The organism is Nonomuraea sp. NPDC049421 (genome assembly GCF_040677005.1).
GTDB lineage: Bacteria > Actinomycetota > Actinomycetes > Streptosporangiales > Streptosporangiaceae > Nonomuraea > Nonomuraea salmonea.
In genome coordinates this window covers 43,749-59,888 of the sequence record NZ_JBFAQA010000022.1, presented here as the reverse complement: position 1 = coordinate 59,888, position 16,140 = coordinate 43,749, and the positions used below count along the sequence as shown (strand labels likewise).

At 74.1% G+C, this 16,140-nt stretch carries 14 protein-coding genes; 5 read left to right on the top strand and 9 right to left on the bottom strand.

Annotation, left to right across the window (positions count from 1 at the left end):
* The first annotated feature begins 17 nt into the window (after positions 1–17).
* On the top strand, positions 18–1,238 hold the full coding sequence (locus AB0K18_RS32195) for an alpha/beta fold hydrolase (RefSeq protein WP_364921822.1): 1,221 nt from the start codon (positions 18–20) through the stop codon (positions 1,236–1,238).
* A 3-nt stretch (positions 1,239–1,241) separates the two neighbouring features.
* Here AB0K18_RS32195 and AB0K18_RS32190 read toward each other — a convergent pair whose 3' ends face one another.
* Positions 1,242–1,517, bottom strand: coding sequence for a hypothetical protein (locus AB0K18_RS32190; protein WP_364921820.1), 276 nt, complete (start codon positions 1,515–1,517; stop codon positions 1,242–1,244).
* 115 nt (positions 1,518–1,632) lie between these two features.
* Between AB0K18_RS32190 and AB0K18_RS32185 the strand changes: the two genes are divergently transcribed.
* Positions 1,633–2,613 carry an acetylxylan esterase gene (locus AB0K18_RS32185; RefSeq protein WP_364921818.1) on the top strand — a complete coding sequence of 327 codons (981 nt, stop codon included), beginning with the start codon at positions 1,633–1,635 and terminating at the stop codon, positions 2,611–2,613.
* Positions 2,614–2,670: 57 nt separating this feature from the next.
* Here the strand turns inward: AB0K18_RS32185 and AB0K18_RS32180 are convergent, their stop codons facing one another.
* Complete coding sequence (locus tag AB0K18_RS32180) at positions 2,671–2,958, bottom strand: Fe-S cluster assembly protein HesB (protein WP_364377092.1); 288 nt, start codon at positions 2,956–2,958, stop codon at positions 2,671–2,673.
* Between the two features lie 119 nt (positions 2,959–3,077).
* Between AB0K18_RS32180 and AB0K18_RS32175 the strand changes: the two genes are divergently transcribed.
* Entirely contained in the window at positions 3,078–4,280 is a 1,203-nt protein-coding gene (locus tag AB0K18_RS32175) for a methyltransferase domain-containing protein (RefSeq protein ID WP_364921815.1), read from the top strand.
* Positions 4,281–4,326: 46 nt separating this feature from the next.
* Here AB0K18_RS32175 and AB0K18_RS32170 read toward each other — a convergent pair whose 3' ends face one another.
* From AB0K18_RS32170 to AB0K18_RS32160, 3 genes are all read right to left on the bottom strand, one after another.
* Positions 4,327–4,788, bottom strand: coding sequence for a pyridoxamine 5'-phosphate oxidase family protein (locus AB0K18_RS32170; RefSeq protein WP_364921812.1), 462 nt, complete (start codon positions 4,786–4,788; stop codon positions 4,327–4,329).
* Positions 4,789–4,841: 53 nt separating this feature from the next.
* Entirely contained in the window at positions 4,842–8,975 is a 4,134-nt protein-coding gene (locus AB0K18_RS32165) for a hypothetical protein (RefSeq protein ID WP_364921809.1), read from the bottom strand.
* Positions 8,976–9,054: 79 nt separating this feature from the next.
* Positions 9,055–10,086 carry an NAD(P)-dependent alcohol dehydrogenase gene (locus tag AB0K18_RS32160; protein ID WP_364922096.1) on the bottom strand — a complete coding sequence of 344 codons (1,032 nt, stop codon included), beginning with the start codon at positions 10,084–10,086 and terminating at the stop codon, positions 9,055–9,057.
* 80 nt (positions 10,087–10,166) lie between these two features.
* On the opposite strand from AB0K18_RS32160, the gene AB0K18_RS32155 reads away from it, so the two are divergent.
* Positions 10,167–10,817 (top strand): helix-turn-helix domain-containing protein, encoded by a 651-nt coding sequence (locus tag AB0K18_RS32155; RefSeq protein ID WP_364921806.1) that lies wholly within the window; start codon positions 10,167–10,169, stop codon positions 10,815–10,817.
* An 85-nt stretch (positions 10,818–10,902) separates the two neighbouring features.
* Positions 10,903–11,664, top strand: coding sequence for an SDR family oxidoreductase (locus tag AB0K18_RS32150; protein WP_364921803.1), 762 nt, complete (start codon positions 10,903–10,905; stop codon positions 11,662–11,664).
* Between the two features lie 61 nt (positions 11,665–11,725).
* On the opposite strand, the gene AB0K18_RS32145 is transcribed toward AB0K18_RS32150, so the two are convergent.
* The 4 genes from AB0K18_RS32145 to AB0K18_RS32130 are packed head-to-tail and all read right to left on the bottom strand — an operon-like array spanning position 11,726 to position 16,137.
* Positions 11,726–13,144 (bottom strand): aldehyde dehydrogenase family protein, encoded by a 1,419-nt coding sequence (locus tag AB0K18_RS32145; protein WP_364921801.1) that lies wholly within the window; start codon positions 13,142–13,144, stop codon positions 11,726–11,728.
* A gap of 28 nt (positions 13,145–13,172) precedes the next feature.
* On the bottom strand, positions 13,173–14,171 hold the full coding sequence (locus AB0K18_RS32140) for a P1 family peptidase (protein WP_364921798.1): 999 nt from the start codon (positions 14,169–14,171) through the stop codon (positions 13,173–13,175).
* Complete coding sequence (locus AB0K18_RS32135) at positions 14,171–15,355, bottom strand: M20 family metallopeptidase (RefSeq protein ID WP_364921795.1); 1,185 nt, start codon at positions 15,353–15,355, stop codon at positions 14,171–14,173. The genes AB0K18_RS32140 and AB0K18_RS32135 overlap by 1 nt, the downstream gene beginning before the upstream one ends.
* Entirely contained in the window at positions 15,346–16,137 is a 792-nt protein-coding gene (locus AB0K18_RS32130) for an ATP-binding cassette domain-containing protein (protein ID WP_364921792.1), read from the bottom strand. The genes AB0K18_RS32135 and AB0K18_RS32130 overlap by 10 nt, the downstream gene beginning before the upstream one ends.
* Positions 16,138–16,140 lie beyond the last annotated feature (3 nt).

The following is a 16,140-nucleotide window of genomic DNA, read 5'->3' as shown; positions in this document are numbered from 1 at the left end:
GCACTAACGTCCCCTGCGTGGTTTCAGTCGCCAGGCTGGCAGGGCGGGTGGTGGCGGGCGCCGGGGTGCTGGCGCTCTCGCCGGTGCTGGGGCTGGCCGGACTGGCCGGGACCGCGATGGTGGGGGCGCGGCCGGTGGTGTTCGCGGTGGCGGGGCTGGCGGTGTTCGCGTGGGTGTTCTTCCTCGGGCTGCTGCTGTGCGTACCCAGGCCGAGGGCGGTATGGGCGCGCTGGGTGCGGGCGGTGGCGCTGCTCGCCGTGGAGGCGCTGGTGGTCTGGCAGGCCGCCGCGGCCACGCTCGGGCCGCCGCCGCCGTCGCCGGCCGCGCCCGCCAAGGTGGCCGGGCAGCGGGAGTGGCGGTTGCCGACGGGGTCGCGGCTGGCGTACGTGCGTACCGCGCAGAAGCGGGTCACGCGGGCGGAGCCGGTGGTGTTCCTGCACGGCGGCCCTGGAGTGGGCGATCTGGAGCGGGACGCGGCGTTCTACGGGCGGCTGGCGTCCGAGGGTTTCGAGGTGTACGTCTATGACCAGCTCGGCGCCGGACGCTCCGCCCGGCTCGACGACCCGCGCGGCTACGGCCTCGACCGCGACGTCGCCGACCTGGAGGCCGTCCGCCGCCTCATCGGCGCCGAGCGCCTCAATCTGGTCGCCCGCGACCACGGGGCCCAGCTCGCCGCCGCCTATCTCGTACGCCATCCAGGCCGGGTCGCCAGGGCGGCCCTGTACTCCCCCGACGGGCTCACCCCGTCCGGCCCCGCCACCTCGGCCCTGCTCAGCCCCGGGGCTCTGCCCGGCCCCCGTACGCTCGCCGTCGCCACGCTCCTCCAGGTGGACCCGGTCGCCGCGCACGCCTTCGCCGGCGACCCGGGCCTGTCGGCGCACCTCGCCCGCGTACGCGCGGCCGCCGCGACGCCCTGCCCCTCACCCGCCGAGGAGGATGCCGCCGGAGGTTACGTCGCCCTGGCCGGGCGGCCGGCGCCCGCGTCGCTGCGCGCGGACCTGGGGGCGGTGAACGTGCCCGTACTGATCGTCAAGGGCGCCTGCGACACGGAGGGCTGGTCGGCTGCGGCCGCGTACCGGGAGGCGCTGCCCGACGTCCGCCTCGCCTACCTCGGCGAGGCCGCGGGACGTGACCGCAACACCGCTCACCTGCGGCTCCTGAGAGCCTTCCTCACCGACCGTCCACTCACCGCCTACGAGGGCGACGCCCCTCCCCCGGGCTACAAGGGTCCCGCCTAGAGGTCAGGGGAGGGAGTCGCCGAGGCGGAGGTGCAGGCGGGGACCGTGGCGGGCGGTCTCGCGGATGGTCCACACGCGCTCGTCGATCACCGTCCCGTTCGCCGTCATGTATCCGCCCATCCGCAGCACCGGCCGTCCCGTGTGATCGTGGAGCAGCTGGGCGCGGGACTCGGAGTCGTCGCCGAAGAGGACGAGGAAGTCCTGCGTGTCCGCGGGCGCGTCGAGCACCAAACCGGGGTGAAGGTGAGAGTAGGGCACCTGGATAACATGTTCCGTCACGCGTCAGCGTCTACCCAGATATGACACCTTCAGTGGAAAAAGCACGCGGGATAGCGCTTTCCTCCGCTTTGGGGTGAAATATCAGGAACCTCTCTACACAGCTGGAGTCACCAACGTGCCACTGTTCGACCTGCCGCTCGAGCAACTTCGTTCCTACCTCCCCGACCGTGACGAGCCCGCCGACTTCGACGCGTTCTGGACGGCGACCCTCGCCGAGGCCGGGGAGCACGACCTGGCCGCCGAATACGTTCCGTACGACCTGCCCCTGGCGGGCGTGGACGTGTTCGACGTGTCGTTCGCCGGCTGGGGCGGGCACCGCGTCAACGGCTGGTTCCTGCTGCCGAGCGGCGCGCAGGGCCCGCTGCCCTGCGTGATGCACTACATCGGCTACAGCGGAGGACGCGGCTTCCCGAAGGACCACCTGCTGTGGCCGGCCGCCGGGTACGCGGTGTTCGTGATGGAGACGCGCGGCCACGGCGGCGCCAACGTCAACAGCCCCGGCGTCACCGGCGACCCGCACGGCTCGGCGGGCGCGCAGGCGCCGGGCATGATGACGCGCGGCATCCTCGACCCCGCCGACTACTACTACCGGCGGGTGTTCACCGACGCCGTGCGGGCGGTGGACGCGGCGGCCGGGCATCCCGCGGTGGACGCGAGCAGGATCGTGGTGGCGGGCGGCAGCCAGGGCGGCGCCATCGCGCAGGCCACGGCCGCGCTGCACCAGGGCGTCAAGGCGGCGCTCATCGACGTGCCGTTCCTGTCGCACTTCCGGCGGGCGGTGGAGATCACGCCGCGCGACCCGTACCAGGAGCTGGTGCGCTACCTCGCCACCCGCAGGGACGCGGCCGACCAGGTGTTCCGCACGCTGGCGTACTTCGACGGGATGAACTTCGCCGCCCGCGCCCAGGTGCCCGCGCTGTACTCGGTGGCGCTCATGGACGACATCTGCCCGCCGTCCACGGTGTTCGCCGCCTACAACCACTGGCAGGGCCCGAAGGAGATCAACGTCTATCCGTGGAACAACCACGAGGGTGGGAGCGGCTACCAGTCGGAGGAGCAGGTGCGCTACCTGCACAAGCTGCTGTCCGACGGCTGATCGGATCGGGAGGGGACCCCGCCGCGCCCGAGTCGCCTCGGGCGCGGCAGGGCCGCCTCAAGCGGGCTGCTCGGTGACCAGGAACGACACGCTCCCCTGGTCATCGGCTCCGGCGTCCAGGGACTTGTCCTCCAGCACGGTCGCCGCCACAGGGTCGAGGTAGACTCGCGCGCCCTCCGACTCGACCACCGCGTCCGCCGGTTCGGGGGCGGTGGCCAGGGTAAGGGTGAGCGAGCTGGCGCCCTCTCCCTGAGACGAGATGCGGATCCCGCTCTGGGAAGGCTCGGGCGCCGCCGCGGTCAGATCGCGGATCGCCTGGGCTGCGTTGGCTGTCAGGGTGAGCACTACGGCTCCTCCTCACGTTCGACGTTCAGGAATTGCCTGCCCTTCCCTCCGCACCGCGCCTCAACCCTCCCTGACGGGTTTCTTTACCCGGAATCCGGGTCGCGGTGGACAATGAGCCCATGGATCTCACCGACCTGCGGGAGAGCATGGTGACGCGGCTCACAGAGCGGCAGGAGGTCGGCGAGCGGGTCGCGGCGGCCATGCGCGCGGTGCCGCGCCACCTGTTCCTGCCGCACATTCCGCCCGAGGACGCCTACCGGGACGAACCCATCGTGACCAGGCGCGACGCGGACGGGCGGCCGACCAGCTCCTCGTCCCAGCCCGCCATCATGGCCGCCATGCTCGACCAGCTAGCCGTACGGCCCGGAGACCGGGTGCTGGAGGTCGGGGCGGGCACCGGCTACAACGCGGCGCTCCTGGGCGCGCTCGCCGGTCCTGAGGGGCGGGTGGTGTGCATCGACATCGACGCCGACGTGGCCGCCGAGGCGCGGGCCCATCTGGACGCGGCCGGGCTGCCCTGGGTCGAGGTGCTGTGCGGGGACGGCGCCGAGGGGCACGCCGAGCCGGCCCCCTACGACCGCCTGATCGCCACCGTCGGCGTCTGGGATCTCGCTCCCGCCTGGACGGCCCAGCTCGCCCCCGGCGGGCGTCTGGTGGTGCCGCTGGACCTGAACGGCATGCAGGTGTCGGTCGCGATGGAACGCGACGGCGACCACTGGACGAGCCTGTCGGTGGTGCCGTGCGGCTTCATGCGCATGCGCGGCCCGTCGGCGGGCCCCGAGGTGCTGGCCGTCCTCCATCAGAACCCGGACCTGCTGCTGACTCTCCCGGCACCCCGTGAGCTGGGCGACGTGTCGGCGGCACTGGCCACCGAACCCACCGAACTCCTCCTGACGGCCGTGCTGGACGAACCCGCCAGACCACCGCAGGACCCGGCGCGTGAGGGCCGGGCAGAGGCCCCGGCACGTGAAGGCCCGGTGTGGGAGGCCGCCGTCGCGTTCCGTACCGGGGTGCCGATGTGGCTGGCGCTGCACGAGCCGCGCTGGTGCACGCTCATGGGCGGCGGCCACGGCTTCTGCGCCGGGCTCGTGGAGCCGGGCGGCATCGCGCTCCTCCCCCTGGACGGCGACCCCGTCGTCCGCGGCCACGGGCGCGACGGGGACCGGCTGGCGGAGGAGCTGGCCGCGCATGTGCACGCCTGGACGGCCGCAGGCCGCCCGCGACCGACGGACCTGCGCATAGACGCCCACCCTGCCGGTGCGGCCGTCTCGGGCCCGCTCATCCTCCGCAAGCGCCACACCACCCTGGCCCTCTCGTATTGAGGCGATCACATGGGGGTGAGCGGGAGGGCCCGGTCAGGCCCGGTGCTCAGGAGGTGACGGTCCAGGTGCCGTCGCGGAGCAGGGTGCGGCCGGCGAGTTCGTTGGCTTCGCGCCACGCCTGGAGGCGGCGAGGCGTGATGTGGAAGTAGTAGTACGACTCGGGCTCCTTGCGGGGGTCGAAGCCGGCCTTGGCGGCGAACGCGTCGCCGACGTCGGCGGGCAACTCGCCGGCCGGCGTGGCACGGGCGGTGCCCTCCACCAGCACCACGTCGCGCACCAGGCCGATGCCCACCCGCGCCCTGCCGTTGGCGAGCAGGTTGCGGGCGGTGGGGCTGGCGCCGGTGGTGGCGACGATGATCGACTCGCCGTCCCAGAGGAACGACAGCGGCACCATGTACGGCGTCCCGTCCGCACTGGCGGTGGCCACCCAGGCGTCCACGTCGTGTTCGAGACGGTGCAGGGTGTCCTGCTTGCGCTGTTCCTGGGTGCGTGGGGCGGGCATCGACATGCGTACCTCTCCTGTCGGACTGCGAAGATCTAAGCCGACATTATGGACGAGACCTATCGGTCGGCCGTCCGGGAGGCGGGCCGGTCAGAGCCGCAGGAGCCGGCGTCGAGCCCGGCCACCTTCCACTCCGCCCCGGGGAACGGGCTCATGAAGTGCGTCAGCAGGTCCACCGCGTAGTCGGGCACCTGACCGCCGGGATCCAGCAGCGACACCATCTGGGGCCCGTCGGCGCCGCGCAGCGTGATCGTGTTCGCGGCGCTGCCCCCGGCGGCGAAGCCGGGTTTGGCGTCCACGCTCACGCAGGCCAGGCTGATGCCGGCGGCCTTGACCTCCTGCTTGTGCCCGACGGGCCGCATGCGCTGGTCGTAGCGGCGCAGGGCGAGCGAAGTGGCGCGGCCGATGCGGACGGACTCGCGGAAGACGTCGGCGCCGACCTTGCGGCTCAGCTTGATGTCCAGTTTGACGTCCGGCCGCAGGTCGACGCCCTTGGCGGCGATCTTGAGAGTGCCGTACGACCCCTCGAAGCCGGGGGCGACGTACCCGAGCGCGGCCGGCGCCTTGAGCCCGAACGGGATCCTGCCGGGCCGCAGCCGCAGCCACGACATGCGGGAGATGCTCAGCGTGACCTGCTCGACGGAGCTCTTGCGCACCCCGAACCGCCCGCCGACGTGGTACGTCAGGAACCCGCCCGTGGACGGCACCTCCTTGTGCACGGCGAGCTTCTGCGCGGGCACGGCGTCGACGCGCAGCCCGCCGCGCACGCTGATGCGCCCGGTGGGCACCGGCTTGGAGACGAGGTCGACCGACTGGTCGGGGTTGAGCCTGACGGTGGTGTCGGCGGCCAGGTCGCGGACGGCGAAGGCGACGTCGCCGAGCCGCCCCGACGGGTCGATCAGGCCGCCTTCGACGCTGAGCCGGCCGTCGAGCGTGTTGACGTTCCCGATCGCCTTGTAGGTGACGGCCGGCACGCTGAGCCCGGCGGCCGAGGCGTCGGCGTCCACGCCGAAGACGGCGGGCACGTCGGAGAAGCGCAGCTCGCCGGTGCCCTTGCCGGGCAGCGTGACCTTGGCGCTGAGGTGCTTGACGGGCGCGGAGTTGGTGACCCTGATGCGGGTCTTGGCGCCGTACGTGCCCTGGAAGGCGACGGAGGCGGGCACGGGGTCGATGGCGAGGTGGCCGCGCAGCCCGGCGGCCTCGGCCCGCACGTCCAGCTTGCCGAGCGTGGCGGCGGGCTCGATCCGGTACGCGGCCTGCACGGCGTTGCCCTGCGCCACCGTGATGGGCCCGAGCGACATGCCGGTGATCTTCTCCGGCAGCCCGGTCAGCCTGGCCCTGGCCTTGACGGGCACCGGCGACAGCACGTTGCTGGCGAGGTAGACGTCCAGGGTGCGGTTCTTGGGCCGGAACCCGGAGAAGCCGAACGTCTTGCCGGCGAGGTCCACCGAGACCTGCTCGGGCAGGCCGCTGACGTCGATGTAGCCCTGCAGGCCGAAGCAGCCGCGCTGGGCCACGCAGAAGGCTCCCTGCGAGCAGCCGGGACGTCCGGGGACGCAGGCCCCGTCCACCAGCGACACGCCGCCGGTCACGGCGGGGGCGGCCCGCATGCGGTCGAGCGCGGCGGTCTTGCCGAGCCAGGCGCGGGCGCGGACGTCGAGGCGGGAGCCGGTGTAGGTGAGCCTGCCTCCCTCGGAGGCGACGGCGAGCCTGCCGGGCACGGGTCCGACGGTGCCGATGAGGCCGAACCGGTCGTCGCCCCGCTTGATGTCGGCGTCCACGGTCATGGTGCGGCCTCCGGCGTCCAGGCCGGCGGTGAAGCCCTGCGCGGCCGGGGTCAGCTCGACCTGCTTCAGCCTGGTGACGCGGACGCTGGCGTCGAGGTCGCCGGTGGCCTGGTCGTAGTGGGCGGCGAGGTGCGGGCCCGTGGGGGACATGGCGCGGTCGTGGTTGGTGAAGGCCACCTCGGCCGACCCGACGGGGCCCGACACGCCGCGGAAGCGGTAGGAGCCGCCGTCCCAGGAGGCGTCGAACTTGGCGGGGACGCCGGTGACCTGGGCGGCGGCCCTGGCGTACCGGTTGCCGAGCTTGACCCTGGCCAGCGCGGTCACCTTGGTCACCGGTCCGTCGGAGTCCCAGGTGAGGGTGTGGGCCTTGGTGTCGGCGACGAGCTCGGCGCGCTTGCGCACGCCTTCGACGACGGCGCGGACGTCCTCGCCGGACGGCGTCGTCACGTGCGCTTTATTGGCATAAATCCGTACGGACCGCACCTTGCCGGAGCTCTCCACCTTGACCGTCGAGCGCTCGCCGAGCGCCCACGACGCCTGCACGTCGTCCCGCACGCCGAGCACGGTGCCGTCCACGGTGGGCCCCGACTTGAGGTTCGCGTACGCGGCCCGCAGCGTGCCGATGACTCCCCCGGCCCGGTAGACCGCCTTGCGGGCGGCGGGGTCGAGGGTCACGTCCACGGTGGCGGGCGTGTTGGACAGTTCGAGCCGGGCCACGTGGGTGCGGTCGATGCTGGCGGCGCCCACGAAGGGCCCGCCGCCCGACGCGGCGTCGAGGTGGGCGTGCGGCGTGGCCCCGTACGTGACGTCGAACCCGCGCAGCCCCGACAGCCGTCCCGACACTCCGACGGCGGCGCCGTCCTTGATCATCGTGACGTGGCTGCCGCGCGGGGTGGAGATCGCGCCGCCGCCGCGCTGCAGCACCAGGCCGAGATCGCGGATGGGGGCGCTGGAGGTGTGCGTGACGCGGTGCGCCGTCATGTCGTTGACCACGCGGACCTTGGCGGGCAGCGCGCTCAGCTCGGCCTTGATCACGGTCTGACCGGCGGCGCGGTCGTAGAAGACCAGGCTGGCCGGGCCCGAGGCGCCCTTCGCCGTGGCGGTGGAGAGCGTCTGCTTGTTCTTCGCCGAGCGGTACTGGGCGGTGAAGGCGGGCGGCAGCCGGTCCATCTCGGCGCGGATGACGCGTGACAGGCGGCCGTCGCGGTAGACGAGGTCGTCCAGCACGGCCCGGCCCACCGTGGTCGGGCTGGTGAAGCTGACCTTGCCGCCGGACACGCGCACCGCGGCGCGGGTGCCCATGCGGTCGAGCACGGCGTGCGTGAGGCGGCGGCCGTTCACGGCGAGCGCCTCGAGCCTGGCGGGGGCGGAGGCGGCGACGTCGAGTGAGGGTTCGCCGAGGGTGGCGTTCACGGTCAGCTCGGGGGTGGCCGGGGTCTGGCGCAGGCTCACGGAGGCGCGGCCGGTCAGCCCGGCGACGAGCGCGGCGGACGCGCCGGGCTCCTTGCGCTTGACGACGGCCTTGACCCGCTTGCCCGCCAGGTCCACGGTGAACGTGCCCTTGTCGGACGCCGACAGCGACGACCCGCGGCGCAGGCCGTCGAAGCCGACCGAGACCTTGCCGTCGTACTCGGCCCAGACCTGCGCCTTGAGGCTCTGCCCCGCGAGGCGCTTGACGGCGAACGTGACGCCGACCGAGCCCTGCCCCGGGTTGGCGACGGGCACCAGCCCGGCGACGAGGTCGGGCTTGTCGTCGCCGGTGACGTCGGCGGCCACGGGCACGCCGACGGGCTGCCTGATCGAGCAGGACACCGGCACCTCGGCGCTCTCCACGCACAGCCGGTAGGTCACCCCCGACACCGCTTTCGACGCCGTCTTCGAGGTCTGGGGCAGCACCTTGGTCGTGGCCTTGCCCAGCAGCGCGCCGAGCCCGTCGAAGCCCTTGGTCACCGACTCCAGCGGCTTGGCCAGGCCCAGCGGCTTGGCCTGCGAGGTGTCGGGGAGCACGTCGCCCGCGTCGGGCGCCCCCTTGCCGAACCCCTGCTGCTCCTGCACGGCGGCGGCGCCGGAGGTGACCTGGCCGACCAGTCCGGGGCCCGCGGGCGTGGTCACCTCGGGCGCGGCGGGTCCCACCCGCTGCTCGCCGGCCGGTCGCAGCGCCAGCGAGGGCTGCTTCTGGACGTTGACGACGGCCGCCGGCGGCTCTTCGACCGCCGGTACGGGCTTGGCACCGGCGGACAGTGCCTTCTGGAGCGGGGCCTTCTGGAGCGGGGCCTGCTGGAGCGGGGCCTTCTGGAGTGGGGCCTGCTGAAGCGGGACCTGTGCCTGGGCCGGCTGTGGCACGGCGGTCAGGACCGTGCCTGCGATCGTCGTCGAAGCGAGCACGCGCAGGAGGGCGTGCGGCATTGAGCGTTTCCCCCGACCTATCTCGGTTCATCCCATCAGAAACATTGGTCACGAGATGACCACATTTCCTCACAGCCCGTCAAACCCCGCCCCACGTGGGGCTCCAATTTTTCTCCGAGGGTGGGTTTCGCCGCTGGTCAGGGGCCGGAACAGGGTTCTGGACGACGCTGACGACGATCTTGCCGCGCACGCCGCCCGCCTCCAGAGCCCGGTGCGCGGCGGCGGCCTCCTCCAGCGGGAAGACCCGGTCCACGGCCGGCCGCAGCTCGCCCTTCGCCACGTGCCCGGCCAGGTCGGTGAGGAGCCTGGTCGTGGGCCGGCCGCTGAAGGCGCGCACGCGGGCGCGGCCGTGGCGGGCGGATGCGGCGATGTAGGCCAGCGACGGGACGACGCGGCCCAGGTCGAACGCGATCGCCACCATGCGCCCGCCGGGTGCGAGCAGCCCGCGGTAAGCCGGGTGCTCGGTGCCGACGGTGTCCAGGACCACGTCGAAGCGGCCCAGCTCGGACGGGGTCGTGGTGGCGTAGTCGTACGCCTCGTGCGCGCCGAGGTCGCGGACGAAGTCCAGCGTGCGGGCCCCGGCGAGGGCGGTGACGTGCGCCCCGTACGCCCTGCCGAGCTGCACGGCGACGTGGCCCACGCCGCCACTGCCGCCGCGCACCAGCAGCCGCTCCCCGGGGCGGAGCCCGGCCTTGTCGCGCAGGGCGGTGATGGCGACCGCGCCCACGGGCATGGCCGCCGCCTCTACGAGGCCGATCCCCTGCGGTACCAGGGCGATCTGGCGAGGACGGACGACGACGTACTCGGCGAGGCTGCCGAACGTCCTGCCGAGCGCGCCCCACACCCGGTCGCCCGCCCTCGGACCGGTGGCGCCTGGGCCGAGCGCGGCGACCTCGCCGGCGAAGTCCAGCCCCATGCGCTTCGGGAAGCCCCGGCCCATCAGGTCCGTGACCAGCCGCAGCTCGCCCGCCCTGCCGTGCAGCTCGCCGCCGTTGACGCTGACCGCGTGCACCCGCACCAGGACCTCCCCTCGGCCGGGGACCGGCTTGGGCAGCGTGCCCGCGTACAGGACCTCGGGCGGGCCGTATCGGTCGAACAGGACCGCGCGCATCGTCTCGCTCACAATGTTCACGTTCGCGACGCTAGCCCGCGAAACGGACGGCGCTCTCCACTTCGGCTAATGTGAGAAACATGCCTGGTCATCCCTCTCAAATCGCCGAGCGTGCGCAGCTGCGCGCCGACGCCGAGCACAACCGCGAGCGCATACTCGACGCGGCGCGGGAGGCGTTCTCCACACGCGGGCTCGACGTGCCGATGGCGGCCATCGCGCGGCGGGCCGGGGTCGGCGTCGCCACGCTCTACCGGCGCTTCCCCTCCCGCGAGTCGCTGATCACCGAGGTGTTCTCCGACCAGCTCGCGACGTGCGCCTCGGCGGTCGAGGAGGCGCTGGCCGACCCCGACCCGTGGCACGCCTTCCAGAGCGCGGTCGAGAGGGTGTGCGCGATGCAGGTGGCCGACCACGGGTTCACCGGGGCGTTCCTGACCGCGTTCCCGCAGGCGGCCGACTTCGAGTGGGCGCGGCGGCGGGCCGAGCAGGGGTTCGACGAGATCATCCGCCGGGCCAAGGCCGCCGGGCGGCTGCGCGCCGACTTCGTCTTCGCCGATTTTCTCCTGCTGCTGCAGGCCAACTGCGCCGTGACCGACGGCGCCGGTGACCGGGCGCAGGCCGCGTCGCGGCGGCTGGTGGCGTACCTGCTGCAGGCGTTCCGCGCCGAGAACGCCGCGCCGCTGCCGCCCGCGCCGCCGCTGGCACTCGACCACGTCATCCCCTCCCTGTCCTGAGCCCTGTCCTGAGCCCTGTCCTGAGTGGGGCCGCGGTGGCACCTGCCGAGCGGGCGCGCGGCAGGCTGGGGGCTAAGGTCGGCGTATGAAATATGACACGTTGTTCCGCTTGGACGGTTTGCGGGCCGTGGTGATCGGGGCGGGGAGCGGCATCGGCAGGGAGTCCGCGCTGGCGCTGGCCGCCCACGGCGCCCACGTGGTGTGCGCCGACCGCGACCTCGCCACCGCCACCGAGACCGCCGACGGGTGCGGCGGCAGCGCCCGGCTGCTCGACGTGCTGGACGGCGACGCGGTGCGGGCGCTGGCCGCCGAGGAGCCGGCCGACGTGCTGGTGTTCACCGCGGCGACGAACGTGCGCAAGCGGCTGCTCGACTACTCCGGCGCGGAGTTCGACCGCGTGGTGGGGCTCAACCTGCGGGCCTCCTTCGACGTCGTACGCGCCTTCGGTGCGGGCATGGTGGAGCGGGGCCGCGGGTCGATCATCGGGTTCGCCTCCATCCGCGCCTCCGTCACCGAGCCCGGCCAGGGCGTCTACTCGGCCACGAAGGCAGGGCTGGTGCAGCTGCTGCGGACGGCGGCGGCCGAGTTCGGGCCGAGCGGGGTGCGGGTCAACGCCATCGCGCCCGGCGTCGTGGAGACGCCGCTGACCCGCCAGATCAAGGACGACCCGGCCTGGTACGACGCGTACGCCGCCAAGAGCGCGCTCGGCCGCTGGGCCGCCCCCGAGGAGCTGGCCGGCGCGGTGGTCTACCTGGCGAGCGGCGCGTCCAGCTTCGTCACCGGCTCCGTCCTGTACGTGGACGGCGGCTGGACGGCCGTGGACGGCCGCTTCGACCCACCCAACTGACGCGCCTGAAGAGAGAACCGGGCCCGCCCTCACGGCCGGGGGCGGGCCCTTCTGGGGTGGGTCAGGGGCGGATGATGGCCATGCGGGTGACGGTCAGCTCCTCGATGGCGAAGCGGGGGCCCTCGCGGCCCGCTCCCGAGTCCTTGACGCCCCCGTACGGCATGTTGTCCGCCCGGAACCCGGGCACCTCGTTGACCACCACTCCTCCGGCCTCGATGCGCTCGATGGCGGCGAACGCCGTGGCCAGGGAGCGGGTGTAGACGGCGGCGTGCAGGCCGTACCGCGAGGCGTTGACGGCGTCGAACGCCGCGTCCAGCGAGGGCATGGGGCGCACGCACACGACGGGCCCGAAGATCTCCTCGTCCCAGGCGGCGGCCCCGTCGGGCACCCCTGAGAGCACCGTCGGCGCGATGGACCTGCCCTCGCGGTGCCCGCCGGTGACCACCTCGGCCCCGGAGGCGGCGATCCAGCCGAGGACGCGGTCGGTGGCGGCCGGGTCGATGAGCGGCGCCACGCGCGTGCCCGGCAGGCGCGGGTCGCCGACCTCCACGCCCTTGACCCGCTCGGCCACCAGCGCGGTGAACGCCTCCGCCGCCTCCGCCTCCACCAGCACCCGCTGCACGGAGATGCACGCCTGGCCCGAGGCGTAGTAGCCGCCCCTGACGACCGCGTCGGCGGCGGCCTCGAGGTCGGCGTCCGCGGCCACCACGAGCGCCGCGTTCGAGCCCAGCTCCAGCAGGACCTTGGTGGGGGCGGCGGCGCGGGCGATGGCGTGGCCGGCGGCGGCCGAGCCGGTGAAGGAGACGGCGCCGATCCGCCGGTCCGCCACCAGCCGCCTGCCCACCTCGACGTCGCCGGTGACGAGCTGGACGGCCTCGGGCGGCAGACCGGACTCGCGCAGCAGGTGCACCAGCCAGAGCGTGGCGAGCGGGGTGGCGGGGGCCGGCTTGACGATCACCGGGCAGCCCGCCGCGACCGCCGGGGCGATCTTGTGGGCGGCGAGGAGGAGCGGGTAGTTGAAGCCGGTGATGCCGACGACGACGCCGATGGGGCGGCGCGTCCAGAACCCGATCAGGCCCTCGCCCGAGGGCAGCAGGTCGAGCGGGACGGTCTCGCCGTGCAGCCGGGCGACCTCCTCGGCGGCGCTCTCCAGCGTCACGAGCGTCCTGTCCACCTCGACCCGGCAGTCCACCAGCGGTTTCCCGGTCTCCAGCACCAGCAGCCGCTCGAACTCCTCCCGCCTGTCCCGCAGCGCGTCGCGGGCGCCGGTCAGGGCGGCGCGGCGGGCGTGCGACGGCAGCGCCGCCATCGCCGGCGCGACGCCGAGCGCGGCGTCCAGGGCCCGCGCGGCGAGTTCCGGCGTGCCCAGCGGCGCGGCGGCCACCTCGCTGCCGTCGTAGGGGAAGATCACCGGACTGGTGTCCGCGGTCTCCGCCCAGCCGCCACCGATGGGCAGCCCGCCGGGCCACTCCTGCTTCATGACCGCCTCCTCAGGCTTCGGGATCTCGTCAGACATGGGCGCTCGGGAAGACGTCGAGGTAGGCGGGGGCGCCGTCGCGGCCGGTGGCCGACAGGACGGCGTGGGCCACCGCGCGGCTGAACGCGTCGGCGGCCGCCGCGAGGATGTCCTGGAAGGCGTCGTGGCCGGGCGCGGGGGCGGCGCAGGTGGCCAGGCCGAAGACGGTGTCGCCGTCGGTCATGGTGTGGGCCGGCCTGATCGCCCTGGCCAGCCCGTCGTGGGCGACCCCGGCGAGCTTGCCGCACTGGGCCTTGGTGAGCGTGCGGTCGGTGGCGACGACGCCGATCGTCGTGTTGAACGACGGCGCCCGCTCGGGAGCCCACGCGGCCACCTCGCCCGGATCAGGCGCTCTGAGGTGGGCGAACTCGCCGGGCAGGCCGTACCTGACGCCGGCGAGCGTGCCGTCGAGCGGGTCGAGTACGGATCCGGCGGCGTTGACCACGCCGAGCGCGGCCACGGTCGTGCCGTCGTCCAGGACGGCGCTCGCCATGCCGACCCCGCCGGCCAGCCCGCCCGCCACGGCCCCGGTGCCCGCGCCCACGCTCCCCTGGCCGGGAACGTTCCCGTCCAGGGCGGCGTCGTAGGCGGCGGCGCCGAAGGAGGCATCGGGGGTGGCACGGAAGGCGCCGCCCCTGCCGAGGTCGAAGATGACCGCCGCGGGCACGATCGGCACCACGCCGCCCGCCACCGGGTAGCCCACCCCGGCGTCGGCCAGCCGGTCCACCACTCCGCAGGCCGCCGCCAGCCCGTACGCGCTGCCGCCGGTCAGCACCACGGCGTGCACCCGCTCGACCAGGTTGCGCGGATCGAGCAGCTCGGTCTCACGTGTGCCCGGCGCGGCCCCGCGCACGTCCACCCCCGCCACGGCCCCCTCGTCCGCGCACAGGACGACGGTGGTGCCGGTGCGGTGGCCGTCGTCGGTCCGCGTGGCGTGCCCGGCCCGCAGCCCGGCCACGTCCGCCAGGCCGTTGGCGGGCCCCGGCCGCATCAGTGGTCCCCGGTGAGGAAGCGCCTGGCGGCCTCCGCGAAGACGCGGGTGCCGCGCACGATGTCGTCGACCTCGACGTACTCGTCGGCCTGGTGGGCGATCCACTTGCCGCCGGGGCCGTACACGACGGACGGCACGCCGCCCCAGTGGGTGAGCACGGTGCCGTCGGTGGTGCCGGGCACGCCGCCGTAGACGGGCTCCTCACCCGTCACCGTACGGTGGGCGGCGGCCAGCGCGGCGACCACCGGGTCGGTCACGGGCACGTCCACCGGCGGCCGGTCCACCAGCACGCTCACCTCGGCGGTGATGCCGTCGGCGGCGGCGAGCGCGGCGACCCGGTCGGCGACGTCCTTGTGCTCGACGCCGGGGACCGTCCGCACGTCCACGAAGACCGAGGCGACCGCGGGGATGACGTTGACCTGCTCCTGGGAGCCGGCCTGGAGCACGGTCGGGGTGACGTACACCGCGCCGAGGTGTTCATGGGCGGGGTGCGCGGCCTGCAGCTCGTCCTGGAGCGCGCGCAGCCCGACGAGCAGCGGCCCGGCGGCCTGGATGGGGTTGCGGCCGTGCTGCGGCATCGCGCCGTGCGCCATCTTGCCGGTGAGGTCCACCCGCAGCCGCAGCGCGCCCTTGGCGACGGCGCAGATCTCGCCCGCCTCGGGCTCGGCGACGATGGCGCCGTCCACGTCGGCGGCGAGACCCTCGGAGACGAAGTGGTGCGCGCCGATCATCAGGCCCTCCTCGTCGGCCAGCGCGCACACCTTGATCCGGCCCGGGAACGGTCCCGCGAGCTGGAGCGCGCGGGTGGCGTAGAGGGTGGCGGCCAGGCCGGACTTCATGTCGGCGCTGCCCCGGCCCCACAGCCTCCCGTCGCGGATCTCGCCGCCGAACGGGTCGACGGTCCACGCGGACAGGTCGCCCTCGGTGACGACGTCGGTGTGCCCCTCGAACATCAGCGTCGGCCCAGGACCGCCGCCGCCCTCGACGACGGCGACCACGTTGGGGCGGCCGGGCGCGGCCTCGTACACGACGGGGTCCCAGCCCCACTCGCGCATCTTGGCCGCGACCAGGTCGGCGGCGGGCTGCTCCGAGCGGCCCTTCGCCGGGTCGTTGGTGCTGGGGACGCGCACCAGCGCCTGCGTGAACGCCACCACTCCGTCGGCGTCGACCTCGATCATGTCCATCCCTCCAGGGTCGGTACGGCCTCCAGCAGCGCCCGCGTGTACGGGTGGGCGGGCGCGGCCCAGACGTCGTCCACGGGCCCGGTCTCGACGATCTCGCCCCTGCTCATCACGGCCACGCTCGCGCACACGTGCCGCACCACGGACAGGTCGTGGGAGACGAACACGAGCGTGAGCCCCAGCTCGTCGGCGAGGTCGGCGAGCAGGTTGAGTATCTGCCCGCGCACGGACACGTCCAGCGCGCTGACCGGCTCGTCGGCGACGAGCACCGCGGGCCGTGGCGCGAGCGCGCGGGCGATCGCGATGCGCTGCCGCTGCCCGCCGGAGAACTGGTGCGGGTAGCGCTCGGCCGCGTCGGCGCTCAGCCCGACGGCCTCGAGCAGCTCGCTCACCCGGTCGCCGGCGGGCAGGCCGAGCGCGACGAGCGGCTCGGCGACGAGGTCGCGGACGCGCATGCGCGGGTCGAGCGAGCTGAGCGGGTCCTGGAAGACGATCTGCAGGTTCTCGCGCAGGAAGCGCAGCCGCCGCTCGGGCAGGCCGGTGATCTCCCGGCCGTCGAAGCGGATGCTGCCCGCCGTGGGCCTGTCGAGCCCGCACAGCAGCCTGAGCAGGGTGGACTTGCCGGAGCCCGACTCGCCGACGATGCCGAAGCGCTCGCCGCGGTGCACGGTCAGGGAGACGTCGCGCAGGGCGCGCACCTCGGCGCCCGGCTTGGTGAGCGAGGTGCGGGGGCGGCGGTACACGCGGGTGAGGCCGGTGGCCTCGATGAGCGGGGTGCCTGACATGTC

Coding starts and splice junctions, on each gene's coding strand:
- AB0K18_RS32150 (WP_364921803.1), top strand. CDS start 10,903: ATGAAATATGACACGTTGTTCCGCTTGGACGGTTTGCGGGCCGTGGTG.
- AB0K18_RS32170 (WP_364921812.1), bottom strand. CDS start 4,788: ATGTCGATGCCCGCCCCACGCACCCAGGAACAGCGCAAGCAGGACACC.
- AB0K18_RS32135 (WP_364921795.1), bottom strand. CDS start 15,355: ATGGACATGATCGAGGTCGACGCCGACGGAGTGGTGGCGTTCACGCAG.
- AB0K18_RS32155 (WP_364921806.1), top strand. CDS start 10,167: ATGCCTGGTCATCCCTCTCAAATCGCCGAGCGTGCGCAGCTGCGCGCC.
- AB0K18_RS32130 (WP_364921792.1), bottom strand. CDS start 16,137: ATGTCAGGCACCCCGCTCATCGAGGCCACCGGCCTCACCCGCGTGTAC.
- AB0K18_RS32145 (WP_364921801.1), bottom strand. CDS start 13,144: ATGAAGCAGGAGTGGCCCGGCGGGCTGCCCATCGGTGGCGGCTGGGCG.
- AB0K18_RS32175 (WP_364921815.1), top strand. CDS start 3,078: ATGGATCTCACCGACCTGCGGGAGAGCATGGTGACGCGGCTCACAGAG.
- AB0K18_RS32165 (WP_364921809.1), bottom strand. CDS start 8,975: ATGCCGCACGCCCTCCTGCGCGTGCTCGCTTCGACGACGATCGCAGGC.
- AB0K18_RS32140 (WP_364921798.1), bottom strand. CDS start 14,171: ATGCGGCCGGGGCCCGCCAACGGCCTGGCGGACGTGGCCGGGCTGCGG.
- AB0K18_RS32160 (WP_364922096.1), bottom strand. CDS start 10,086: ATGCGCGCGGTCCTGTTCGACCGATACGGCCCGCCCGAGGTCCTGTAC.